Source organism: Streptomyces sp. NPDC048254 (genome assembly GCF_043201895.1).
Taxonomy (GTDB): domain Bacteria; phylum Actinomycetota; class Actinomycetes; order Streptomycetales; family Streptomycetaceae; genus Streptomyces.
Genome location: NZ_JBICZJ010000007.1, coordinates 473,138 through 496,072, shown reverse-complemented (window position 1 = coordinate 496,072; position 22,935 = coordinate 473,138). Strand labels below are relative to the sequence as shown.

Sequence of the window (22,935 nt, the reverse complement as noted above, 5' to 3'; positions counted from 1 at the left end):
GAGGGCTCAGTAGCGGCCCTCGAACCACGCGCGAACGGCCACGCTGTGCAGCGGGAAGGCGAGCTCCTCGGGCCTGCGCAGCAGGTGCCAGCCCGCCGTCTCGTCCGTCGTACGGGACTGCGGGAGTCCTTCGGCCGGGCGTTCCGGGAGGAGTCCGAACAGCAGCAGGTGCCCGTCGGGTGAGCTCATGGCGTCGGCGAGCCGTACGTCCCGCGCGGCCGCGTCGATGCCGGTCTCCTCCTTGAGTTCGCGCACGACGGCGTGCCGCCAGTCCTCGCGGTCGTCGACGTAGCCGCCGGGCAGCGCCGTGCCTCCGCGCGCGGGGGCGACGGTCCGGGTGATGACGACCAGGGCGGTGCCCTTCGTGTCGTACACGGGCTGGAGGGCGATCGCCACCGGCAGGGGGTTGCGGTAGGTGACGTGGCCGCAGGCCGGGCAGGTGCGCGGCCAGCCGGAGACTCCCGCTCCGTAGGGCGCTCCGCAGCTCGAACAGTGCGAGCCCGGAGCGGAGTTGGCAATTGGGTGCTGATTTTCGGACACGCGCGGACTTTATCTGATCACGAGGGCGACGTCTTACGGTCAGAGGAACGTCTCGTTCCGGAAGTGAACCGATGCTGACGACCAGGAACGGACAGCGGGATGCGAACCCGAGGGCGCGGCCTGCCCAATCGCGGCCACCCGTGGCACACTTCTGACGTTCCGTCAGATCTCGTGCCCTGGAGGAGCTTTGTCGCGTACACGCACGCCCGCGGTCGAGGGCTGGTTCACGGGCGAGGGGGACGGGTTCCGGCTCCTGGGCACCCGTTGCACGGCCTGCGCCTCGGTCTTCTTCCCGCGCGAGGACGCCCACTGCCGCAATCCCGAGTGCGCCGGCGGCGCCCTGGAGGAGGTCGCGCTCTCCCGGCGCGGGCGGATCTGGTCGTACACCGACAGCCGATACCGGCCGCCGTCACCCTATGTGAGCGATCCGGAACTTCCGTGGGAGCCGTACGCGTTGATCGCTGTGGAGCTGGAGTCCGAGCGGATCGTGGTGCTGGGGCAGGCGGTTCCCGGGATCACCGTCGCCGATCTGGCGGTGGGCATGGAGGTCGAGGTCGTCCCCGGAGTGCTGGGCGAGGACGCGGAGACGGCCTGGACGACCTGGCACTGGCGGCCGACGGGGGTGACGGCATGACGGCGGACGTGGCGGTCCTCGGCGTGGGCATGCACCCGTGGGGCAAGTGGGGGCGCAGTTTCGTCGAGTACGGGACGGCGGCGGCCCGCGCGGCCCTTGCGGACGCGGGACTGCGGTGGCGGGACATCGGCTCCGTCGTGGGCGCGGACACGGTGCGTGGCGGGTATCCCGGCTATGTCGCGGGCGCGACCTTCGCCAAGGCGCTGGGCTGGCAGGGAGCGCGCGTCGCGAGCGTGTACGCGGCATGCGCGTCCGGGGCGCAGGCGATCGCCGCGGCGCGGGCGCAGATCCTGGCGGGACTCGCGGACGTGGTGCTCGTGGTGGGCGCGGACGCGGCACCCAAGGGCTTCTTCCGGCCCGCCGGAGGCGACCGCCCCGAGGATCCCGACTGGCTGCGCTTCCGGCTGCTGGGCGCGACCAATCCCACGTACTTCGGGCTGTACGCGCGCCGGCGGATGGCGGTCTTCGGGGACACCCCGGAGGACTTCGCGCTGGTCAAGGTGAAGAACGCGGCCCTGGGCGCGCTCAATCCGTACGCCCGCTACCGCGAGCGGGTCACCGCCGAGCAGGTCGCCGCCTCCCAGGTGGTCGCCGATCCGCTGCGGCTGCTGGACATCTGCGCGACCTCCGACGGCGGTGCCGCCCTGGTGCTGTCCAGCCTGGAGTTCGCGCACCGGCACGGAGCGGCCCGGCCGGTGCGGATCCGCGCGGTGTCCACGGTCACACCGCGCTATCCGAGCACGGTGCTGGACCTGCCGGACATCGCCACGGACTCCGCGGCGACGGTCGAACCCCCGGCGGAGCCCTTCCGGGCATCGATCGCGCGGGCGGCCTACGAGGAGGCGGGCATCGGCCCCGAGGAGCTCTCCCTGGCGGAGGTGTACGACCTGTCCACCGCACTGGAGTTGCAGTGGTACGAGGATCTGGGGCTGTGCGCCGAGGGCGAGGCGGCCAAGTTGCTGCGCGAGGGAGCGACATCCCTGGGCGGGCGGATACCCGTCAACGCCAGCGGTGGGCTCGCGTCCTTCGGGGAGGCGGTGCCGGCCCAGGCGATCGCCCAGGTCTGCGAGCTGACCTGGCAGTTGAGGGACGCTGCGGGCGACCGCCAGGTGGCGCACGCGCGCGTAGGGATCACGGCCAATCAGGGGCTGTTCGGACACGGCTCGTCCGTGATAGCGGTGCGCTGACGGGACAGGTGTGACAGCAGAGGTTGCACACGGTGCGTGACCACCTCGAAATGGTGCGTGAACGTCTTATGAACTGCCCCTGGGCGTACGCCGTTGGCGTCATCATGCTCCCGTGCGCTCCTGGACGGATGCTCTCCGTTTCGCCTTCCAGCCGGTGGTCAATCTGACGACCGGCGGGATCGCCGCACTGGAGATCCTTGCCCGCCCCGAGACCGGTGACATCCTCGCCGAAGCCCGCCGCAACCCCGAACTCGACGGCAGGCTGGCCGTGTTGGCCCTGCGCGCGGCGGCTCGCAAGGAGGCGCTGCTGCCGCTGCACATCAACGTGTTCGCGGCCACGCTCGCCGACCTGGGCGGCATCGGCCCGCTGCCCAGGGCCATCCGCGAAGCCGGACGGATGCCCTGGGAGGTGACCCTGGACATCGTGCCGCCGTACACGCACGTGCCGCACCGGGCCCTGCTGGAGGCCGTGGCGACGCTGCGCGGCCAGGGCTTCCGGATCAGCGCCGACGGCATCGGCGACGGGGACGTGCCCCTGCGGCTGCTCACCGACCTCTCCCCCGACCTGATCAAGCTCGACGCCTCGCTGCTCGGCCGGCCGGCCGCGGTACGCGCGATGCGGACCCTGTGCGAGGAACTGGGCGCCCTGCTGGCCGTCGAAGGCGTGGAGACCGAGCTCCAGTACGCGGCCGCGCTGTCGGCCGGGGCCCAGCTGGCCCAGGGCGAGCTGTTCGCGCCCCCGGCCCGGATCCCGGTGGCGGACGTGTACGTTCCGCCGCGCTCGGCCGCCGCCGTGCCCCCGCCGCGCTCCGGGCCGTCCGTGCGCGAGTTCATCCGGCCCGCCGCGCTGCTGCCGGTCACCGCGTCCGCGTTGCAGGTACGGGCCCTGCTGACCGGCTCCCCGGACGTCTCCGGCGTCCTCCTGGTGGACCATGCGGGCGCCCCGGTCCGTTCGGTGCACCGCTCCCGCTTCCTGCTGTCGATGTCCGGCCGCTACGGACACGCCCTGTACGCCGACCGCCCGGCCTTCAAACTGGGCGACGCACCGCGCACGGTCGGCGTCGACGCGACCGCGTGGGAGGTCCTGGATGTGGTGGCCGTCGGCGGCCGGGACCGCACCTCGGACGATGTGGCGGTCGTCGACCGGCTCGGGCGCTGCGTGGGCGTCGTGCGCCTCGCCGACCTGGTACGCGCCCTCGCCGAGACCCGCGTCGAGGAGGCGGCCGGACTCAATCCGCTGACCCGGCTGCCCGGTTCGGACGCGATCACGGGCGAGACGGACCGGTGGATCGCGGAAGGCCGTGTCTTCGCCCTGAGCTGGCTGGACATCGACCACTTCAAGCAGGTCAACGACGGCGCCGGGTTCGCCGCGGGCGACGAGCTGATCCGTGCGGTGGGACAGGCGCTCCAGCAGGCCGTGGCCGGGCACGCGCGCGTGGGGCACATCGGCGGGGACGACTTCCTGGTGCTCGCCGACGAGGAGGGGCTGGACCGGCTGGTGACCGGCGTGCTCGACGCGCCCTGGTCCGCGGGCGGCCGTCCCGTCACGCTGTCCCTGGCCACCGTCGTGTGCGGCCCCGGCGGTGTGGCCGACCACCGGGTGGCGGCCGCGTGTCTCGCGCCGCTCAGGAAGGCGGCCAAGGCGCTGCGCGGGGCGAGTTGGGTGCTGGGGCGGGCGGGACTGCCCGGGTACGAGATCCGGCGCGGCTCGGGCGCGTATCCGGCCCAGGCCGGCTATGCGGCGGTGGAGCCGTGAAAGCCGTTCCCGGCGAGTTGCCTGTCATCGTTGCCGTCGGCGACCTTGACGCTCCCTGAGTGCCGGTGAAAACTTCCGGTGTCGGTCGACATCGCCGTACATTCTCGGCGTAATCAGGCACTGCGCCATGGGCTGCTCCTGTCCTGAGGCCCGCTCCACCATGGGCGATTCGGCTGCTACGGCACGCTCGTCACAGACGCCGGGCGGGGCGCGGGACCTTCCCTGCCTTCGGCTGACGTCGCCAAGGGAACCGTTCCTGCTCAATGCGCCGGGTCGATCCCCCGGCCAGCGCCCTAGGAGCCGCCATGAGCAACGGAGACATATTCGTCGGCGAAGTCATCGGCACGGCCATCCTGATCCTCTTCGGTGCCGGTGTCTGCGCCGCCGTCACCCTCAGACACTCCAAGGCGAGAGCGGCGGGGTGGGTGGTGATCGCGTTCGGCTGGGGATTCGGCGTCCTGGCCGGCGCCTACACCGCCGCTCCCCTCTCCGGCGGCCAGCTCAACCCCGCCGTCACCATCGGCATCGCCGTCGACACCGGCGAGTGGGGCAAGGTCTGGGTCTACCTGCTCGGGCAGTTCGTCGGCGCGATCCTCGGCGCCGTTCTGACGTATCTGGTCTACCTGGCCCAGTTCCAGGCCAACGTGGTCGACGAGGACACCGGGGAGGAGCCGACACCGACGCTCGGCATTTTCTCCACCATCCCGGAGATCCGCAACCCGGTCGCCAACCTCATCACCGAGATCATCGCGACGATCGCACTCGTCCTGCCGATCCTCGCGTTCGGGCTGACCAAGGGGCTCGGCGAGTCCGGCACCACCGTGCTGATCGTCTCGCTGCTCGTCGTCGGGATCGGGCTGTCCCTGGGCGGGCCCACGGGCTACGCCATCAACCCGACGCGCGACCTCGGCCCCCGGATCGTGCACACCTTCCTGCCGATCCCGAACAAGGGCACCTCCGACTGGGGCTACGCCTGGATCCCGGTGGTCGGCCCGCTGGTCGGCGGGGCACTCGCGGGCCTCATCTACAACGCGGCCTTCTGAAACGCGGCCTTCCGATCCCACGCAGCCTTCCGACCCAGCGACCAAGGGGTAGCCATGACGGACACCGCCGAGAGGTACGTCGCCGCAATCGACCAGGGCACCACGTCGAGCCGCTGCATCATCTTCGACCACGGCGGCGCGATCGTCGCCGTCGACCAGCGCGAGCACCGCCAGATCTTCCCCAAGCCCGGCTGGGTGGAGCACGACGCCACCGAGATCTGGTCCAAGGTGCAGGCCGTGGTCGCCGGGGCGCTCGCCAACGCGGGGCTGCGCGCCGACCAGCTGAGCGCGCTCGGCATCACCAACCAGCGCGAGACCACGGTCCTGTGGGACCGCGCCACCGGCAAGCCCGTGCACAACGCGATCGTCTGGCAGGACACCCGCACCGCGGCCCTGTGCAACGAACTCGGCGGCAGCGACGGCCAGGACCGGTTCCGTGACCAGACCGGGCTGCCCCTGGCCAGCTACTTCTCCGGGCCCAAGGCGGCCTGGCTGCTGGACAACGTGCCCGGGCTCCGGGACCGGGCCGAGCGCGGCGAGATCGCCTTCGGGACCATCGACTCCTGGCTGATCTGGAACCTCACCGGCGGCATCGACGGCGGCCGGCACGTCACCGACGTCACCAACGCCGGGCGGACCATGCTGATGAACCTGGAGACCCTCCAGTGGGACACCTCCATCCTGTCCGCGATGAACATCCCCGCCGCCGTCCTGCCCGAGATCAGGTCATCCGCCGAGGTGTACGGCACCGCCGTCGGCCAGCTCGCCGGGGTGCCGGTGGCGTCCGCGCTGGGCGACCAGCAGGCGGCGGTCTTCGGGCAGGCCTGCTACGACGTCGGCACCGCGAAGAACACCTACGGAACGGGCAGTTTCCTGCTGCTCAACACCGGCGACCGGCCGGTGCCGTCCAAGAACGGACTGCTGACGACGATGGGCTACAAGATCGGCGACGAGGCGCCGGTGTACTGCCTCGAGGGGTCGATCGCCATCACGGGCGCACTCGTCCAGTGGTTCCGGGACCAGCTCGGCATCATCCGCACCGCCGACGAGATCGAGACCCTGGCCGCGAGCGTCGACGACAACGGCGGCGCCTACATCGTGCCCGCCTTCTCCGGCCTGTTCGCGCCCTATTGGCGCTCGGACGCGCGCGGGGTCGTCACCGGGCTGACCCGGTACGTCACGAAGGCACACCTCGCCCGCGCGGTGCTTGAGGCCACCAGCTGGCAGACGCGGGAGGTCGTGGACGCCATGTACCAGGACTCCGGGGTGCAGATCACGACCCTGAAGGTGGACGGCGGCATGACCAAGAACAACCTGCTGATGCAGCACCAGGCCGACGTCCTCGGGGTGCCGGTCATCCGGCCCCGGGTCTCCGAGACGACCTGCCTGGGCGCCGCCTATGCGGCCGGCCTGGCGACCGGCGTGTGGAACGACCTCGACGAGCTCAAGTCGCACTGGCAGAAGGACGTGGAGTGGACGCCCGCCATGGAGGCGTCGGTGCGCGACAGGGAGTACGCGAACTGGCGCAAGGCCGTGGAAAAGAGCTTCGGCTGGCTGGAGGACGGCGAGTAGCCGCCTGCCCCGGGACCACGGCCCGTACCCCGGTCGGCGGGGGTACGGGCCGTGCCGGCGCCTCAGGTGGTGACGGTCTGCCGGTGGTCCGCCGCGTACGCCATCGCGTGCTGGACGACGCCGATGAGCACCTTCTTGACCGACTCGCGGTCCCGGGCGTCGCACAGCAGGACCGGTACGTCCGCATCGAGGTCGAGGGCCTTGCGGATGTCCTCGGCCGGGTAACGGTCCGCACCCTCGAAGCAGTTGACGCCGACCAGGAACGGTATGGAGCGCCGCTCGAAATAGTCGACGGCCGCGAAACAGTCCTCCAGGCGGCGCGTGTCGGCGAGCACGACAGCGCCCAGCGCGCCCTCGGACAGCTCGTCCCACATGAACCAGAACCGCTCCTGCCCCGGCGTGCCGAACAGGTACAGCACCAGGTCCTCGCGCAGGGTGATGCGGCCGAAGTCCATGGCGACGGTGGTGGTGTGCTTGCCCTCGACGCCGTTGGTGTCGTCGACCGGACGCCCGGCCTCGGTGAGCACCTCCTCGGTGCGCAGCGGCCTGATCTCGCTCACCGCGCCGACCAGGGTCGTCTTGCCCACGCCGAAGCCGCCGGCCACGAGGATCTTGAGCGTGACGGGCTCGACCGGGGGCTTGCCGCGCTCAGATCGCCCGAAGATCATCGATCTCTTCTCCTGCTTGATGGGTATCGGGTGACGGGCTTCCGTATCCGCCGCCACCTGGGGTTTCGATGACTAGTACGTCGTCTGCGCCGACGTCCGCGCTGTCGCTGCCGCCGAGCTCGGTGACCGTGCCGTCGGCACGCTCCACCCGGTTGGCGCCGAGCGCGCCGGGTGCGCCGCCCGCCATGCCGTACGGCGGCACACGGCGGTGCTGGGACAGGGTGGAGACGGTCATGGGTTCGAGGAAGCGGATGCGGCGCAGCGCGCCGTCCCCGCCGTGCCAGCGGCCCGTGCCGCCACTGCCCCGCCGTACGGCGAACTCGTCGAGGCGGACGGGCAGTCGCCACTCCAGGACTTCCGGGTCGGTGAGCCGGGAGTTGGTCATGTGGGTCTGTACGACGCTCGCGCCGGGGAACCCGTCGCCCGCTCCGGATCCGGAGGCGACGGTCTCGTAGTACTGGTGGCGCTCGTTGCCGAAGGTGACGTTGTTCATGGTGCCGGAGCCCTCGGCCTGGACGCCGAGCGCCGCGTAGAGGGCGCCGGTGATGGCCTGGGAGGTCTCGACGTTGCCTGCGACGACTGCGGCCGGCGGCTCGGGGGCGAGCATCGATCCGGATGGTACGACGATGTCCAGGGGGCGCAGGCAGCCGTCGTTGAGCGGGATGTCGTCGGCGACCAGGGTACGGAAGACGTACAGCACGGCCGCGTTGACGACGGCGAACGGGGCGTTGAAGTTGGTGTCCAGCTGCGCGGAGGTGCCCGTGAAGTCGATGGTCGCGCGCCGGTCGTCGCGGTCCACGCGCACGCGTACGCGGATGACGGCGCCGGAGTCGGTCTCGTAGGCGTACTCGCCGTCGTCCAGGGCGTCGATGACGCGGCGGACCGCTTCCTCCGCGTTGTCCTGGACGTGACGCATGTAGGCCTGGACGACGTCGAGGCCGAACTCCTCGATCATGCGGCCGACTTCGTCGACGCCCTTGCGGTTGGCGGCGATCTGGGCGCGCAGGTCGGCGAGGTTGGTGCGGATGTTGCGGGAGGGGTAGCGGGCCCCGGCGAGCAGCCCCCGGGTCTCGGCCTCGCGGAACCGGCCGTTCTCGGCGAGGAGCCAGTTGTCGAAGAGGACGCCCTCCTCGTCGATGGTGCGGCTGTCGGCGGGCATCGAGCCGGGGGCGATGCCGCCGATCTCGGCGTGGTGGCCGCGGGAGGCGACGTAGAAAAGGATCCGCTCACCCTGCGTGGCGAAGACCGGTGTGATCACGGTGACGTCGGGCAGATGCGTGCCGCCGTGGTACGGGTCGTTGACGGCGTAGGTGTCCCCGGGGCGCATCGAGGTGCCGCGGCGGCGGATGACCTCTTTCACGCTGGTCCCCATGGAGCCCAGGTGGACGGGGATGTGCGGGGCGTTGGCCACCAGGTTCCCGTCCGGGTCGAACAGGGCGCAGGAGAAGTCCAGGCGTTCCTTGATATTGACGGACTGGGCCGTCGACTCCAGCCGGGCGCCCATCTGTTCGGCGATCGACATGAAGAGGTTGTTGAAGACCTCCAGCAGAACCGGATCCGCTTCTGTGTCGAGATCGGAACTCTGCGTAACCGTCGCGCGTTCCATGACCAGATGCCCGTCGTCGGTCGCCGCGGCCCGCCAGCCGTCGTCGACGACGGTCGTGGCGCCGGCCTCGGTGATGATCGCCGGGCCGGTGACCGATCCGCCGGGGGGAAGGCCCTCGCGGCGGTGGAGGGGTACGTCGCGCCAGGCGCCGCCGGTGTGGAGGCGGACGGTTTCCGGGTCGGCGGGACGGCCTTCGTACGGGGCGAGGGCGGAGAGATCGGGGGGTTGGGTGATGCCGGTGGCTTCCACGGAGAGGGCTTCGACGACGACCGGACGGTCGAGCGTGAAGGAGTACGTGGCGCGATGACGTTCTTCGAAGGCGTGTTTCATCGCGTCGGGCTCGGCGAGCTCGACGGTGAGAGTGGTGTCGGTGCCGTCGTAGCGGAGCTGGGCGCGGCGGGTGACTTCGATGCGGTCCTCCGGGACGTCCTCGGCGAGGAGTTCGGAGCGGGCCGCGGCCTCCAGGTCGTCGGCGGTCTTGCGGACGCCGGGCATGGCGGCGGGCTCCAGGGGGGCCTCGACGGACTGTTCGCGCATGGCGGTGGTGTCGGCGAGGCCGATGCCGAGCGCGGACAGGAGGCCCGCCATGGGCGGCACCAGGACGGTGCGGATACCGAGCGAGTCGGCGACCATGCACGCGTGCTGGCCGCCGGCCCCGCCGAAGGTGGTGAGGGCGTAGCGGGTGACGTCGTGCCCCTTCTGGACGGAGATCCGCTTCACGGCGTTGGCGATGTTGGCCACGGCGACGCTGAGGTAGCCCTCGGCGACCTGTTCCGGGGAGCGGTCGTCGCCGGCCTGTTCGCGGATCTCCCGCGCGAGGCCGGTGAAGCGGTCACGGACGAGGTCGGCGTCGAGGGGCTGGTCGCCGTCGGGTCCGAACACGTGGGGGAAGTGGGCGGGCTGGATCCGGCCGAGCATGACGTTGGCGTCGGTCACCGTGAGCGGGCCGCCGCCCCGGTAGCAGGCCGGGCCGGGGTCGGCGCCGGCCGAGTCGGGGCCGACGCGGTAGCGGGAGCCGTCGAAGTGCAGCACCGAGCCGCCGCCCGCGGCGACGGTGTGGATGTCCAGCATCGGGGCGCGCAGCCGGACGCCCGCGATCTGGGTGGTGAAGACCCGTTCGTACTCGCCGGCGAAGTGGGAGACGTCGGTGGAGGTGCCGCCCATGTCGAAGCCGATGACCCGGTCGAAGCCGGCGAGCTGCGACATCCGGGCCATGCCGACGATCCCTCCGGCCGGTCCGGAGAGGATGGCGTCCTTGCCGCGGAACTGCCCGGCCTCGGCGAGCCCGCCGTTGGACTGCATGAACATCAGCCGCACGCCTTCGAGTTCGTCGGCGACATGGCGGACGTAGCGGCGCAGTACGGGCGACAGGTAGGCGTCGACGACGGCGGTGTCGCCGCGCGGGACGAGCTTCATCAGCGGGCTGACCTCGCTGGACAGCGAGATCTGCGGGAAGCCGGTGCGGGCGGCCAGCGCGCCGATCGCCTGCTCGTGGGCGGGGTGGAGATGGCTGTGCATACAGACGACGGCGACGGCCCGGATCCCGTCGTCGTACGCCTCCCGGAGCGGGCCCGCCAGGGCGGCCAGGTCGGGGGCGCGCAGGACGGTGCCGTCGGCGGCGATGCGCTCGTCGGCCTCGACGACCCGTTCGTACAGCAGTTCGGGCAGGTCGATGCGGCGGGCGAAGATCTGGGGGCGGTTCTGGTAAGCGATGCGCAGGGCGTCGCGGAAGCCGCGGGTGATGACGAGCAGGGTGCGCTCGCCCTTGCGTTCCAGCAGCGCGTTGGTGGCGACCGTGGTGCCCATGCGGACGGCGTCTACCTGGTCGCCGGAGCCGTCGAGCAGCTCACGCACGCCTGCCACCGCGGCGTCGGCGTACCGCGCGGGGTTGTCGGAGAGCAGTTTGTGGGTGAGCAGCCGGCCGTCCGGGCGCCGCGCGACGACGTCGGTGAACGTACCGCCGCGGTCGACCCAGAACTGCCAGCCTGTCACGTCACTTCTCCGCATCCGCGCCGGTCACAGCGCCCGGAGGCCGTTGATCACGTCGCGCAGAATACTCTCGTCCACCAGCTCGGCCGGGGGGACCGGGCGGTTGACATGGACGAGTTCACCGTCGACGAGGTCGCCGACGAGGACCCGGACCACTCCGACGGGCAGATCGAGTCCGGAAGCCAGCTCGGCGACCGACTGCGGGGTGTCACGGCACAGCTCGACGATGTCCACGTGCTCCGGGGAGAGCGTCCGGTCGTCCTCCGGGTCGTCCGCGTGGGCCTCCGTGACGACCACCGCGATCAGATCGAGGCGGTGCTGGGCCGCACTGGTGGTGCGGCCCCGCGTCATGGCATACGGACGGACGACCGGTCCGGCCTCGTCGTCGAACCAGTGACTTCTTCCCTGACCGTCTCCGCTCATGTCATCCCACTACCCGCCCGAGGGCAGATCGGTGCGCGGAGCGGACCCCAGATGTACGCCGACCCGCTTGACCAGGAGTGTCATCTCGTACGCGACCTGGCCGACGTCGGAGTCGGCGTCGGAGAGGACGGCCAGGCAGCTGCCGTCGCCGGCGGCGGTGACGAACAGGAAGGCGTCGTCGAGCTCGACGACGGTCTGCCGGACGCTGCCCGCCTCGAAGTGCCGGCCCACGCCCTTGGCGAGGCTGTGGAAGCCGGAGGCCACGGCCGCCAGGTGCTCGCCGTCCTCTCTGGTGAGGTCCTTGGAGACACCGGTGGCCAGGCCGTCGCCGGAGAGCACCACGGCCTTGCGGATACTGGCGACCCGGTCCACCAGGTCGTCCAGGAGCCAGTTCAGCTCACCCTTGTCCGTCGCCGTGTGGCCGGTCGCCTTCGGATCGGTCATCGACCGTCCCCCTTAGTCGTTCCTTGTGCTGTGCCGTCCCGGGACCCGTCGCCCGCGGTGTTCTCCGCCCGGCCGCGCTGCCAGCCGCGCTGGAGCGAGGCCATGCGGTTGCGGACCTCGTCGGCGTCGCGCTCGGCGGGATCCGGCTCGTGCCCGGCGGGTCGGGCGGGGTCCTGTCGCAGCTGTGGGGCCAGGTTGGCCTGCCGTACCCGCCGGGGCAGCGGCCGGGTGCCGGGTGCGGCCTCCGGGGGTGTGCTGCCGAGGGGCGGTACGGAGTCGTCGGTGCCGCTGCCGGAGGTGATCGCGGAGCGGCGGGTGCGCCGGGGCAGGGCAGGGGGACCGGAGGGTTCGTCCGGGCCGCCGGCCTGGGGCGCCGTGCCCTCCTCGACGCGGTCGGCCGGGCCGCCGGTGCGCTGCGGGGACGGCTCGGTGCGGCGGCGGGAGGGCAGCGGGGCGAGTCCGCCCGGTTCGGGCCGGCCCGCGTCCGCCGGGTCCCGGTCGTCCGGTCCGGCGCGGCGGGAGCGCTGCTCGGTGACGGGCTTGCCGTGCGAGCTGACCAGCTTGGGCGTACTCCGTCGGGGCAGCGGCACGGGGCCGCTGGGACGCTCGTCGCGGAGGCCGTCCGCGGTGTCGGGGGCGGGCTGATGCAGCTCGCTCACGACGGGCGCGGTGTCGTCGTCGGCGCGGGCGAGGGAGCGGCGGGGGCGGAACAGGCCACCGCGCTCGCTGTCCTCTTCGGTGAGGGCGCCCGGGAAGTCGTCCAGCGCGTCCAGGTCGACGGGGGCCTCCAGCTCGACCGGTCCGCCCAGGAGCGCGGTCGGCAGCCCGGGCCGCTGCCCCGACACCTTGGTCAGGGTGGTGGCGAGGCTCCCCTCGGGTTCGGTCTCCGAGGCGGGCCGCTCGCGGTCGAGGCGGAAGCCGATCCCGTTGGTGTCGGGGATGTCGTCGGTCAGCAGTACGTCGGGGATGAAGACGACGGCGGTGGTGCCTCCGTAGGGGGACGGCTGGAGGGAGACGCGGACGTTCTGACGCTGGGCGAGGCGGCTGACCACGAACAGGCCGAGCCGGTCGGTGTCGGAGAGCTCGAACTCGGGGGTCTCGGCGAGCCGCAGGTTGGCGTCGAGAAGTGCCTCGGCCGCCATGCCGAGACCCCGGTCGTGGATCTCCAGGGTGAAGCCGTTGGCGACCCGCTCGCCGAGGACCTGGACGGCGGTGTGCGGCGGCGAGAACACCGTGGAGTTCTCCAGGAGTTCGGCCACGAGGTGGGTGAGGTCGGCGACGGCGGGGCCGGTGACGGCGACGCGGGGCAGCCGGCGGACCTCGATGCGCTCGTAGTCCTCGACCTCGGCCACGGCGGCACGTACCACGTCCATCAGCTGGATGGGGCGGCGCCACTGCCGCGAGGGGGCGGCGCCGGAGAGGATCACCAGGCCCTCGGCGTGCCGGCGCATGCGGGTGGTGAGGTGGTCGAGGCGGAAGAGGTCGGCGAGTTCGTCGGTGTCCTCGGTCCTGCGCTCCATGGTGTCGAGCAGGGTGAGTTGCTTGTGCAGCAGGACCTGGCTGCGGCGGGCCAGGTTGACGAAGACCTCGGAGACACCCGAGCGCAGTTCGGCCTGCTTGACGGCGGCCTCCACGGCGGCGCGCTGCAGGGTGTTGAGGGCCTGGCCGACCTCGCCGATCTCGTTCCTGTCGAACTCCAGGCGCGGGACCTCGGTCTCCACGTCGACCTGTTCGCCCGCGGACAGCCGGCGCATCACGCTCGGCAGCCGGACCCCGGAGGCATCGTGCGCCTCCTGGCGCAGCAGCCGCAGGTCGCGGATGAGGCTTCGGCCGACCCGGACCGACACGACCAGCGAGAACATCACGGCGACCATGCCGAGGACACCGACGACGGCCGCCTGGACGATCACGGAGACGACGACGGGCCGGATGCGGTCCTGGTAGCGGTCACCGACCTGGTCGTCCAGGGTGCGCAGTTCGTCGAGCACGTTGGCGGCGGCGGTGTCCCAGCTCTTGGCGCTGACGTCGTTCGGCACACCGGATCCGGCGTCGATCACGGACTGCTCCGCGGTCCGCAGCGGGGCGGTCGTGGCGTTCTTCCAGAAGCGGTCGAAGCGGTCGCGTTCCGACGACGGCAGCAGCGGCAGGCTGATGTCGTACAGGAGGGTGCGCTGGGCGACGAGGTCGGAGATCTGACGGGTTTCGTCGCGGGAGATCTTCCCGACCACGAGGTCGGAACCGAGCAGGGCGTCCTCGCGGGAGAGGAGTTCGCGGGCGCGGGTGATGTTGATGAGGGCGCGGGCCTGCTTGTCCATCTCGACGTCGTCGATCCCGCCGAGGGAGGCGAGCAGTGTGTAGCAGGGGTCGACGACGCGGTTGTAGAGGTCGAGGGCCTGGGCGCGGCTGACGGTGCCCTGTTCGACACTGCGGCGCAGGGCGTCGATGCCCTCGAACGCGTCGAGCACGGCGGTGAGGCGTTCGGCGTCGTCGGCGCTCATGCCGTCGCGGGCGTCCTGCCTCCCGGCGTTCTTCCGCAGTTCCGCGACAGCGCCGTCGGTGGCGGCGCGGGTGCGGTGCAGGGCGGCGAGTCCGTCGGCGGCGCGCGGGTCGGCGAGATAGACGAGGGTCTGCCGGCGTTCCTGCTGGAGGACCCGGGCGGCGTCCTCCGTGGGGTAGCCGATGTCCTCGACGGTGTGCGACACCTGGAACAGCTGGGTGACCTCGCGCCCCGTGAGCACGGCCGCGAAGCCCCAGACGGCCGTCAGGGACACCAGCGGCACGAGAAGCAGCGCCACGATCTTCCGGCGGATCGACTTCCCGCGAAAGCGCATGGCCTCCCCCAGCTCGACCCCCGCCGGCCGGGGGTACACATGTACGTCAACAAACGGCGCGAGCCTACTACCGCCACATGGATAACTCGAAGACGCGTCCGGACGATGAACTTCCGCCTCGGGGCCGGGTCATGGGGAACGGACAGGGAGAGATGTCCGGGCATTGCGGGAGATTGCCACCGCGATCGCGCCGACTTCGCGTGTGTGAGGGCGGGAACGACACGAAGGATCAGTTGGCCGGAAATTTTCACTGGTTGGGAATCATCGGGCGAGTTCGTTCGTCCTTGTTGATGGGCGAGGGGTGCTAAATCGGCCACAGGAGCCGTATCTCGCATCCGGGCGGCGTAAAACAGCGCAAGCCGGGCAGCCACTGGGGAGCCGGGGTCGTCGGACACCGGTGCGAGGGGGTCTGTCGGCGGTGGGGAGTGACACCTTGATGGGGACGGCTCAGCGGCACTTGGCGCCGGAGGACGGCACGGCTGCACGCTCGACGGTGCGTCCGGGGCCAGAGGCGCCGGACGGCGGCCGTGCGCCGCGCGGCGGCGACGAGGAGCTCTCCGGTGCGCGGGCTGCGCGCACGCAACAGCAGGCGCAGTACCGGCCGTTGTGGGTGGAGCAGCCCGCCAAGCGGTACCGGATGCCGGATCCGGTGCGTACGTCGGCGGTGCGGGCGCTCATCATCATCGCCGTCACACTGATCCAGGCCATGGTGGCGTTCTTCTGCACGATGGCGGAGTCCTGGCTCGCGTTCCCGATGGTGATCAGCAGCGTGGCGAGCACGGTGGTGGCCACCTGGGGCGCGGTCGACGTCCTGGTGACCCGTCAGGTGTGGAACCAGCGCAACGGCGTGGTCTCGGAGCCGAGCAGCACGGCACGCTCGCTGCGCCGCGAGCGGCGCGCGGCCCGGCGGCAGCAGCGGGCCGCCGAGCGCGAACAGGAGCGGATACGGCGGCGGGGCGGCAGCACCGGGCGACTGTCCCACCCCTGAGGCCGGCACCGCCCTTGCAGAACGTGCAGAACGTGCAGGACGGGGGGACGGGCCTACAGGCTCTGAAGCACTTCAGGCCGACGGCTTCTTGAACATGCGGGTCGCCGTGATCTCGCTGTGCCCGGCCTCCCCCGCCTGCGGCTGCTGCGGCAGACCGGGCCGAAGGTGCTCCTCCACGCTGATGTACTTCAGCCCGGCCCTGAGGTCGGCGTCGTTGCGCAATCGGATGACCAGCGGAAACTCGGCCAGCGCGGTGGTGTCGAACAGCCCGGTCGTGTACAGCAGTTGCACGCCCAACGCGTCCGACACGGCCCGCTGGAGCTCCAGCAGATAGGTCGCGTTGGCCCGTCCGATGGGGTTGTCGAGGAACAGCGTCCCCGCGTGCCGGTGCTTGTCACGCCCGCGGTCGTTGGACCTGAGCGCGGCCATGGTGCAGTACAGGGCGATGGCCGCGGTGAGCAGCTGCCCACCGGAGAACACGTCCCCCATCTGTCCCACCGGCACCCGCTCCGCGCGCAGCACGGCGTCCGGCTTGAGGATCTCGACGGCGACCCCCTTCGGCTGCAGGGCCGCCCCCACTCCCCTCAGCAGCAGGGACATTCCGTCCCGTCGCAGATCGGAGTTCTTCTTCACGGCGGCCCGGGTCGCCTCGTCGACGACCTCGCCGAGCCGCTCGGTGAGCGTGGCCTGGTCGGGCTCCTCGAAGCGGATGCGGAGGAACTCCTGCCCGGACCACTCGCCGAGCCCCTCGGGCAGCCGGGACAGCCGCTGGGCGGACCGCAGGGTCGCGAGGGCCGACTCGACGAGCCCGCGCAGCCGGTCCACGATCGAGTCGCGGTTGCGCTCCAGCTGGGCCAACTCGTCGGTCAGCACACGCAGTCGGGGCGCGAAGGCGTCCGCCCACTTCTGGGCGTGCTCGGGCAGCGCGGAGGCGGGCAGTTCACGGATCTGCTGCCGCGCGGGCGTCCGGACCGCTTCGTACCGTGTGGAGTTGGCGTGTCGTACAAGCACATCGCTCGCCTCGCGTACGGCGGACTCGGCGGCGGAGAGGTCACCGGCGCAGCCGCGCAGCGACCGGCGGGCCTCGGCGGCGGACTGCCGGGCCTCCTCCAGGGTGCCGGGGTAGGGCTCGGGCTCCTCCTGCTCCTCCTCGGTGGTGTGTTCGCGCAGCAGGTCGCGGAGCATCGCGGCGATCTCGTCGAAGCCGCCGGCCGCGTCCTCGGCCGCGCGATGGGCGTCCAGCAGCTCGGTGTGTGCCTCGCGGGCCTGGGTCAGGGCCTCGGTGCGGGCGGCGAGTTCGGCGGTCGCGGTGCGCAGCAGGGCCTGCGCGTGTTCGGCGTCGCGCGGCTGGAGCTCGTCGGGCAGCTCGGTGTGTGCCTCGCCGTCCTCGGGGGCGTGCCGCTCGGCCTCGCCGCGCAGCCGGCCGAGCTGCTCGCTCGCGGTGGACATCCGGGTCTCCAGGAGCTGCACCAGCTCCTCCGCGCGGGCGGCGGCGGCCTGCCGGGAGGGCCCGTCGGAGCCGCCGGGTGACTGGAGCAGCTGCTCCGCGCGGGTGCGGACCTTGTTGGTCAGCCGTTCCAGCTCCGCGAGCGCGGCGCTCTCGTCGCTCTCCGAACGGGCCTGCTCGGCACGGAGGTCGGCACCGACGCCGACCTTCTCGTACACCTGTGAGGCGGCCCGGTAGGCCTCGCGCAGGGCGGGCAGCGAGGACTTGGGGGCGTTCTCGTCGGCTTCCGGTAGGTCGTCGGGGGCGCCGGCGATCTCGGCGCGCTCGGCGCGCAGCGCGCGGGCGGTGCGGCGGGCGTCGTCGGCGGCGCGCTGGGCGCCGCGCCGGTCCTCGTCGGCGACACGGGCGCGCTCCAGGCAGGACTGGGCGCGGGCCTCCGACTCTGTGGCCTCGTCGGCGAGTTCGCGCAGCTTGACCTGCCAGCCGGCCCGCTCGCGCAGCCGGAACGCGAGGCCGGCGAGGGCGTCGGCGGCACGCCGGGCCCTCTGTGCGGCCTCCTGCCGTTCGTCGCGCACCTGGGCGGTCTCGGCGGCCGTCTCCTCGGTCTCGGCCCGCACCGTCCGTGCCTCGGCCAGTTCGGCCTCGGACTCCTCGGCGAACGCCCGAGCCTCCCGGGCGATCTGCGCCAGCTCCACGAGCCGCCCGGCCGGGCAGCCCGTGCGCCAGGAGGCGAGCCGCGCGGCCAGCTCGCGGTCCTTGCCGAGCCGGGCGGCGAGGGTACGGATCTCCTCGTCCCGCTCGGTGGCCCGGGCGCGCAGCGCCTGTCGCTCCTCGTCGGCGGCGTGCTCGTCGTGCATGGCCGGGTTCGGCGGTACGAGGAACACGTCGCCCGGGGTGGCGTCGGCGGCCGGGGTCGGGGCGAGCAGGGCGGCGGCCGTGCCGACGGCGACGGCGGAGCGCGGCAGCAGGGCGGCCTCGCCGAGCGCCTCACGCGCCCGCGCGTGGGTGTCGGGGTCGGTGATGATGACGCCGTCGACGAGTTCGGGGCGGGCGGCGAGCACGCGCGCGTGGTCCGTCGGGTCGACGGCCTGGGCGAGATAGCGCCAGCCGGGCAGCGCCGGGATGCCGTGCTCGCCGAGGTACTCGACGGTGGCCAGCACATCGGGGCCGGGCGGCAGCAGTCCGCCGTCGCCCAGGGCGCCGAGGATCCGGGAGTCGTCGGCGGCCGCGGTACGCAGTTCGAACAGGTGCCGTTCGGCGGAGCCGACGGCGTCGTCGAGCAGTTCGCGCAACTCGTCGGCGAACCGGTCTAGTTCCTCGGCGCTGAGGCCGTCCTCCGCGCTCTCGCCCCGGGGCCGGGGGATGGTCGTACGCGAACCGGTGAGACCCAGCAGCTCGGTGAGCCGTTCCTCCGCCGCCAGGGCCTCCGCCAGGCGCTTCTCCGCGTCGTAGGTCCGCTCGGCGGCGGTCGCCGCGTCTGCCGCGCGGGCGGCCGTGAGTTCGGCGCGGGATTCGGCGGAGGCCGCCTCGCGCGCGTGCTCGGACGCCTTACGGGAGGCCTCGCGCGCGGTGTCCCAGGCGGCCACGGCGGTCTTCTCGGCGTCGCTGGCCGCGAGGGCGGCGCGGGCCGGGTCGGCGTCCGGGGCGCTGTCGTCGAGCCAGCCGGCGCGGACGGCCTCGGTGGTCTCCTGCTCGACCTCGCCGAGGCGCTGGCGCAGATGCCCGGCCTCGCTGCGGGCGCGCTGCGCCTCGGTGGCGGCGGAGGTCGAGTCCCGGTGGGCGGAGTCGCTGACCTCCTGGAGGGCTGCGGAGCGCTCCTCCTCCTCGTTGGCGAGGTGCTCCGCGCTCCCGGCGGCCGCGTGCAGGGCCCGTACGAGATCGACGGCGGCCTTGGCGCGGGCGGCGAGCGCGGGGGCCGCGTCCCGCTCGGCATCCTGGATGGCGGCGGCCACGCGTGCGACGCGGTCGGCGGCGGCGCGGTGGCGCAGCACGGCTTCGGCGGCCTGCCAGGCCGAGTGCAGGGTGCGTGCGTCGGCCAGCTCGCGCTTCTGCCCGGCGGCGGACTTCTCACCGGCGGCCAGTGCCAGCGAGGCGTGCCGGTAGGCGAGTTCGGCGGCGATCAGCGCGCTGCGCTCGCGGGCGCCCTCGGAGTGCGTGACGGCGTACGCGGCAGCCGTGACGCGCTGGGCGAGGTCGGCGGCGCGCACCCGCTCCTGCGCGCCCCGCGCGGACAACCGGCGCGCGAGCGTGCGGGTCCGGCGCTCGGCGCCGGCGTGGATGTCACGCGCGCGTGCCCGTGCCTCGGCCGCCTCGACGATCCGCCCCAGCAGATCCACCGACCCGGCGGTGAAGTCCCGTTCGGCGATCAGCTCGGCGCGCCGCCCCAGCTTGTTGCCGAAGCCGCCGACCAGGTCGGCGAGCCCGTCGGTGTCCCGGGTGTCGGTCACGGCCCGCAGCAGCAGGTCGGTGAAGTCGGAGTCCTTCTTGACGGCGAACAGCCCCGCGGCCTCGCCCTCGTCGGCGTTCATCTCCCGCTGGTAGCGGAAGAGTTCGGGATCCAGGCCGAGGTCGCCGAGGTGCTCGATCCAGCGGTCGTGGATCTCCTCCCAGTGCACCTCCAGATGCGGATACGCCTTGCCCGCCTCGGTGATGGCGTCCCGGAAGCCCTTCATGGTGCGCCGCCGCCCCTGCGCCCCGGAGGCGCCCTCCACCGGCGGCCGTACGGCGGTCGACTCGGCGACCGGCAGATTGTCCAGGGAGAGTCCGGGCCCGGGACGGAACGAGTACCAGGCCTCGGCGAACTTCCGCGGGTCGTTGGAGACCTGCCGTCCCCGCCACTCGCTCACCTTGCCCACGACCACGCACTCACCGGTGAGTGTGTGCTGCCACTCCAGGGCGACATGCCCGCAGTCGTCGGCGAGCAGGAACTTGCGCAGCACGCCCGAGCTGGCGCCGCCGAGGGTGTTGCGGTGGCCCGGCAGCATCACCGAGAAGATCAGCTTCAGCAGCACCGACTTGCCGCCGCCGTTCTCCAGGAAGAGCACGCCGGCGGGCGCGGGGCGGCGCGGCGGACCGACCGGCTCCTCCTCGAAGAACTCCGCCTGGGTGGGGGCCGGGTCGGGCACGGGCCGGCCGACGCCCCGCAGGTCCAGCACGGTGTCGGCGTAGCGCGCACCGGCGGGCCCGATGGAGTAGAGGCGGACCCGGGACAGCTCGTACATGGCGGACTCTCGTAAGTCTGGGGAAAGGTGCGGGGATTCTGGACGGTCAGGAGTGGAACGGCAGCCCGGCGTCGGCGACCAGGTCGTCGCTGTCGTCGGCGGGCAGCAGGCTGGCCGTGCCGTCGGTGACCGGGACGACGCCGAGTTCCAGCAGCTCGGCCATGGCGGCGCTGCCGGCCATGTCCCGCACCTGGAGCTGGTAGCGGGCCGTCGTGCGGTAGGTGCCGCCCTGGTCGTCGCCGGTGCGCTGGAGGAACCCCGAGTCGGTGAGGAAGACGACCGCCTTGCCGATGATGCCCGTGGTGGATCCGGCCAGCCGGCGGGCGTCCTTGGTGGCGCCGGTCGCGCTGCGTCTGGCCCAGATCCGCCAGGCGGCCTCCAGGCCGGGCGCGTCGGTGGCCGGGTCGGTGTTCTCCCCCAGCTCGTCGGCCCGCTCCTCCAAGCGGCGGCAGGCCTGCCGGACGAAGGCGTCGACGCCGTTGACCGTGATCCGCCCGATGTAGCCGTCGTCGGCCAGGTCCTCGGGGCGCGGGAACGCCAGCGCGGCGACGGCGAGATGTGCGAGCCCGTGCAGGAACCGGTCGCTGCCGTCCGCGGAGGTACGACGCGCGTAGTCGCCCATGCGAACGGCGAACACCGAGTCCTCGGCGGCGGTCACGGCCATCCCGGCGCGGGGCGACACCTCCAGCACCACCAGCCCGAGCCCGGCGGCCACGGCATCCGCGAGGCGCGCGAACGGCGGGTCCTCCCGGTAGCGCCGCAGCAGCTCGGTGTACTCCTGATCACGCGCGGGCTGCAGCCTGGGCTGCAGCCCGAAGGCGACGAGCCGCGCGGCATCGGCGGCGTCGGCCGGGGTAACGGCAGCATGCGCCGACCCGGCAGACACCTCAGCCTCAACGTACTCGCTCACAACGACAACTCCCTCATCTTGCAAACAGGGGGGTGGGCGACTCCCTCAGGGGCGCGGGGAACTGCGCGACCAGCCACAGACGGCCCGCACCCGGCACACGACATCACGCGGCCTCGGTCCGGTCCGCAGCCATCCCCGCCGCATCCAGCAGCGCGGTCCCGACGATCAGATCGGCGCCACCGAAGCCGGGGTCGTCCAGCTCCGTGCCGTCGTCCACCGCGAACAGCAGCTTCTCCTCGCCCTGCCGGTAGGCCGTGCCCACGGCTGGGCTGGCGGCGTGCACCGCCAGCAACGCGACCAGGTAGGCCAGATCCTCGCCCCCCACACGCCGCGCCTCCGCCAGCAACCCCGACAACCGCCGAGGCGCGTCGGCCGGCAGGTCCAGCAAGCGCATGGCGTCGGCCAGCTGCTCCTCGCTGAACCGGCTGTCGTCCGGCGTGGCGATGAGGTCCGGCTCCGGCATCTCCGCACCCAGGTGCTCCCGCTCCGCGGGCGGCGTCAGCAGTATGTCGACGAGGTCGCCCACCCGCACCGACACCGGTGTCCGCAGCCCGGTCCCGTGCGCGAAGAACGCCCCGGTGACCCGGCTCGCCTGCTCCAGCGGCAACGGCAGCAGTGGCGCGACGAGGTGCCCGTACAGGTCTGTCCCCGACGTCGTCATCGGCGTCGCGAAGGCCTGCCGGTCCTGTTCCGCGCGGAACAGCGGGCCGGCCTCCAGCAGACGCGACTGCAACTGCGTGTGGCGCCGGATGCAGTCCTTGACGATGTCGACGAGTTCGGCGGCGCGCCGCTTGTTCTCGGGGTCCTCGGTCTCGTCGCGGGCCTTGCGGATGTTGGTGAGGATCGCGTTCTCGTGCCGGTAGCGGTCGGCGACGTGGTCCAGGGCCTCGGCGATCATGTCGGGGACGGCGTTGAGCCAGTCCACGGCGCGGACGTTGCGCCGGGTGGCGTCCAGGGCGCGGCGCAGGGTCTCCGAGTACTGCACGGTCCGGTAGCGGGCCTGCTCGGCGGCGAGCTGGGCGTCGGCGAGGCGGCCGCGGTTGATCAGCACCTCCAGCTTGACCTCGGCCGCGATCTGGGCGCTGGTGACGTCCGTGTCGAGGGCGCCGACCAGGACGTTGACCGCCTCGTCGGTCGTCCGGAGATACACCGTGCCGCCGGGACCCGGTACCTCCTCGATCAGCTTGAAGTCGTAGTCCCGGCGGACGTACGACCCGTCGGGCGCGAAGGTGCCGTACACCGCGCGGAAGCCGCGGTCGACGCTGCCGACGTTGATCAGGTTCTCCAGGACCCAGCGGGCCACTCGCTCGTGCTCGGCGACGGGGCGGTGCGGCGTCTGGGCGGAGATGCGCGGGATCAGCCGGGCGACGATCTGCTCGTGGTCGGCGCCGGTGTCGAAGTCCATGTTCAGGGTGACCAGGTCGATGGCGGAGAGGGCCACCTCGGCCATGCCGTACACGGAGTACTCGCCCGCGAGGTTCGCCTTGCGCGTGTCCAGGTCGTGCAGCGGCGCGGTGCAGGCGAGCGCGCGCAGCCGCCGCGCCAGCCCCTCGTCGGCGGCCGGGCCCGGTGCGGGGCGCGGCCCCGCGCTGAGCTGGGGCGGAACGCTGTCCGTCGTCGCAGGCGAAGTCACGGTGCACAGACTAGGTCCTTGGTCTGACAACGACCCAAACGAC

15 protein-coding genes are annotated in these 22,935 nt (G+C 72.4%); 6 read left to right on the top strand and 9 right to left on the bottom strand.

Translation table 11 applies throughout. The annotated features are described in order from the left end of the window. Positions 1-6: 6 nt before the first annotated feature. Positions 7-540, bottom strand: a complete 534-nt coding sequence (locus ACGFZQ_RS22680; protein ID WP_393841801.1) for an NUDIX domain-containing protein — start codon at positions 538-540, stop codon at positions 7-9. A 187-nt stretch (positions 541-727) separates the two neighbouring features. Here ACGFZQ_RS22680 and ACGFZQ_RS22675 point away from each other — a divergent pair, with 187 nt between their 5' ends. The 5 genes from ACGFZQ_RS22675 to glpK all read left to right on the top strand — a co-directional run bounded on the left by ACGFZQ_RS22675 (position 728) and on the right by glpK (position 6,732). After that, positions 728-1,174 (top strand): Zn-ribbon domain-containing OB-fold protein, encoded by a 447-nt coding sequence (locus tag ACGFZQ_RS22675; RefSeq protein WP_393841800.1) that lies wholly within the window; start codon positions 728-730, stop codon positions 1,172-1,174. Continuing rightward, a complete protein-coding gene (locus ACGFZQ_RS22670; protein WP_393841799.1) occupies positions 1,171-2,361 on the top strand; it encodes a lipid-transfer protein in 1,191 nt (396 codons plus the stop codon). The genes ACGFZQ_RS22675 and ACGFZQ_RS22670 overlap by 4 nt, the downstream gene beginning before the upstream one ends. Positions 2,362-2,473: 112 nt before the next feature. Continuing rightward, positions 2,474-4,117 carry an EAL domain-containing protein gene (locus tag ACGFZQ_RS22665; protein WP_393841798.1) on the top strand — a complete coding sequence of 548 codons (1,644 nt, stop codon included), beginning with the start codon at positions 2,474-2,476 and terminating at the stop codon, positions 4,115-4,117. A gap of 305 nt (positions 4,118-4,422) precedes the next feature. Next, positions 4,423-5,160, top strand: coding sequence for an MIP/aquaporin family protein (locus ACGFZQ_RS22660; RefSeq protein ID WP_393841797.1), 738 nt, complete (start codon positions 4,423-4,425; stop codon positions 5,158-5,160). A 54-nt stretch (positions 5,161-5,214) separates the two neighbouring features. Then, positions 5,215-6,732 carry a glycerol kinase GlpK gene (gene glpK, locus ACGFZQ_RS22655; RefSeq protein ID WP_393841796.1) on the top strand — a complete coding sequence of 506 codons (1,518 nt, stop codon included), beginning with the start codon at positions 5,215-5,217 and terminating at the stop codon, positions 6,730-6,732. A gap of 62 nt (positions 6,733-6,794) precedes the next feature. Here glpK and ACGFZQ_RS22650 read toward each other — a convergent pair whose 3' ends face one another. The 5 genes from ACGFZQ_RS22650 to ACGFZQ_RS22630 are packed head-to-tail and all read right to left on the bottom strand — an operon-like array spanning position 6,795 to position 14,693. Next, positions 6,795-7,400 carry an ATP/GTP-binding protein gene (locus ACGFZQ_RS22650; RefSeq protein WP_362565505.1) on the bottom strand — a complete coding sequence of 202 codons (606 nt, stop codon included), beginning with the start codon at positions 7,398-7,400 and terminating at the stop codon, positions 6,795-6,797. Beyond that, the gene (locus tag ACGFZQ_RS22645; protein WP_393841795.1) at positions 7,381-10,998 is read right to left on the bottom strand and encodes a hydantoinase B/oxoprolinase family protein; all 3,618 of its coding nucleotides are present in this window, start codon (positions 10,996-10,998) and stop codon (positions 7,381-7,383) included. Before ACGFZQ_RS22645 ends, ACGFZQ_RS22650 begins: the two co-directional genes overlap by 20 nt. A gap of 24 nt (positions 10,999-11,022) precedes the next feature. Beyond that, positions 11,023-11,418, bottom strand: coding sequence for a DUF742 domain-containing protein (locus ACGFZQ_RS22640; RefSeq protein WP_351706908.1), 396 nt, complete (start codon positions 11,416-11,418; stop codon positions 11,023-11,025). A 9-nt stretch (positions 11,419-11,427) separates the two neighbouring features. Continuing rightward, the gene (locus ACGFZQ_RS22635) at positions 11,428-11,862 is read right to left on the bottom strand and encodes a roadblock/LC7 domain-containing protein (protein ID WP_351735471.1); all 435 of its coding nucleotides are present in this window, start codon (positions 11,860-11,862) and stop codon (positions 11,428-11,430) included. Further along, complete coding sequence (locus ACGFZQ_RS22630; protein WP_393841794.1) at positions 11,859-14,693, bottom strand: nitrate- and nitrite sensing domain-containing protein; 2,835 nt, start codon at positions 14,691-14,693, stop codon at positions 11,859-11,861. Before ACGFZQ_RS22630 ends, ACGFZQ_RS22635 begins: the two co-directional genes overlap by 4 nt. A 436-nt stretch (positions 14,694-15,129) precedes the next feature. Between ACGFZQ_RS22630 and ACGFZQ_RS22625 the strand changes: the two genes are divergently transcribed. Next, positions 15,130-15,681, top strand: coding sequence for a hypothetical protein (locus ACGFZQ_RS22625; RefSeq protein ID WP_393841793.1), 552 nt, complete (start codon positions 15,130-15,132; stop codon positions 15,679-15,681). A gap of 72 nt (positions 15,682-15,753) precedes the next feature. Here the strand turns inward: ACGFZQ_RS22625 and ACGFZQ_RS22620 are convergent, their stop codons facing one another. The 3 genes from ACGFZQ_RS22620 to ACGFZQ_RS22610 form a co-directional block, all read right to left on the bottom strand. Then, positions 15,754-20,349, bottom strand: coding sequence for a hypothetical protein (locus tag ACGFZQ_RS22620; protein ID WP_393841792.1), 4,596 nt, complete (start codon positions 20,347-20,349; stop codon positions 15,754-15,756). A gap of 46 nt (positions 20,350-20,395) precedes the next feature. Then, complete coding sequence (locus ACGFZQ_RS22615) at positions 20,396-21,259, bottom strand: hypothetical protein (protein WP_393841791.1); 864 nt, start codon at positions 21,257-21,259, stop codon at positions 20,396-20,398. Between the two features lie 103 nt (positions 21,260-21,362). Beyond that, positions 21,363-22,892: a hypothetical protein gene (locus ACGFZQ_RS22610; RefSeq protein WP_393841790.1), complete on the bottom strand. Its 1,530-nt coding sequence runs from the start codon at positions 22,890-22,892 to the stop codon at positions 21,363-21,365. Between the last annotated feature and the right edge of the window lie 43 nt (positions 22,893-22,935).

Coding starts and splice junctions, on each gene's coding strand:
- ACGFZQ_RS22670 (WP_393841799.1), top strand. CDS start 1,171: ATGACGGCGGACGTGGCGGTCCTCGGCGTGGGCATGCACCCGTGGGGC.
- ACGFZQ_RS22660 (WP_393841797.1), top strand. CDS start 4,423: ATGAGCAACGGAGACATATTCGTCGGCGAAGTCATCGGCACGGCCATC.
- glpK (WP_393841796.1), top strand. CDS start 5,215: ATGACGGACACCGCCGAGAGGTACGTCGCCGCAATCGACCAGGGCACC.
- ACGFZQ_RS22650 (WP_362565505.1), bottom strand. CDS start 7,400: ATGATCTTCGGGCGATCTGAGCGCGGCAAGCCCCCGGTCGAGCCCGTC.
- ACGFZQ_RS22640 (WP_351706908.1), bottom strand. CDS start 11,418: ATGAGCGGAGACGGTCAGGGAAGAAGTCACTGGTTCGACGACGAGGCC.
- ACGFZQ_RS22635 (WP_351735471.1), bottom strand. CDS start 11,862: ATGACCGATCCGAAGGCGACCGGCCACACGGCGACGGACAAGGGTGAG.
- ACGFZQ_RS22630 (WP_393841794.1), bottom strand. CDS start 14,693: ATGCGCTTTCGCGGGAAGTCGATCCGCCGGAAGATCGTGGCGCTGCTT.
- ACGFZQ_RS22625 (WP_393841793.1), top strand. CDS start 15,130: ATGGGGACGGCTCAGCGGCACTTGGCGCCGGAGGACGGCACGGCTGCA.
- ACGFZQ_RS22620 (WP_393841792.1), bottom strand. CDS start 20,349: ATGTACGAGCTGTCCCGGGTCCGCCTCTACTCCATCGGGCCCGCCGGT.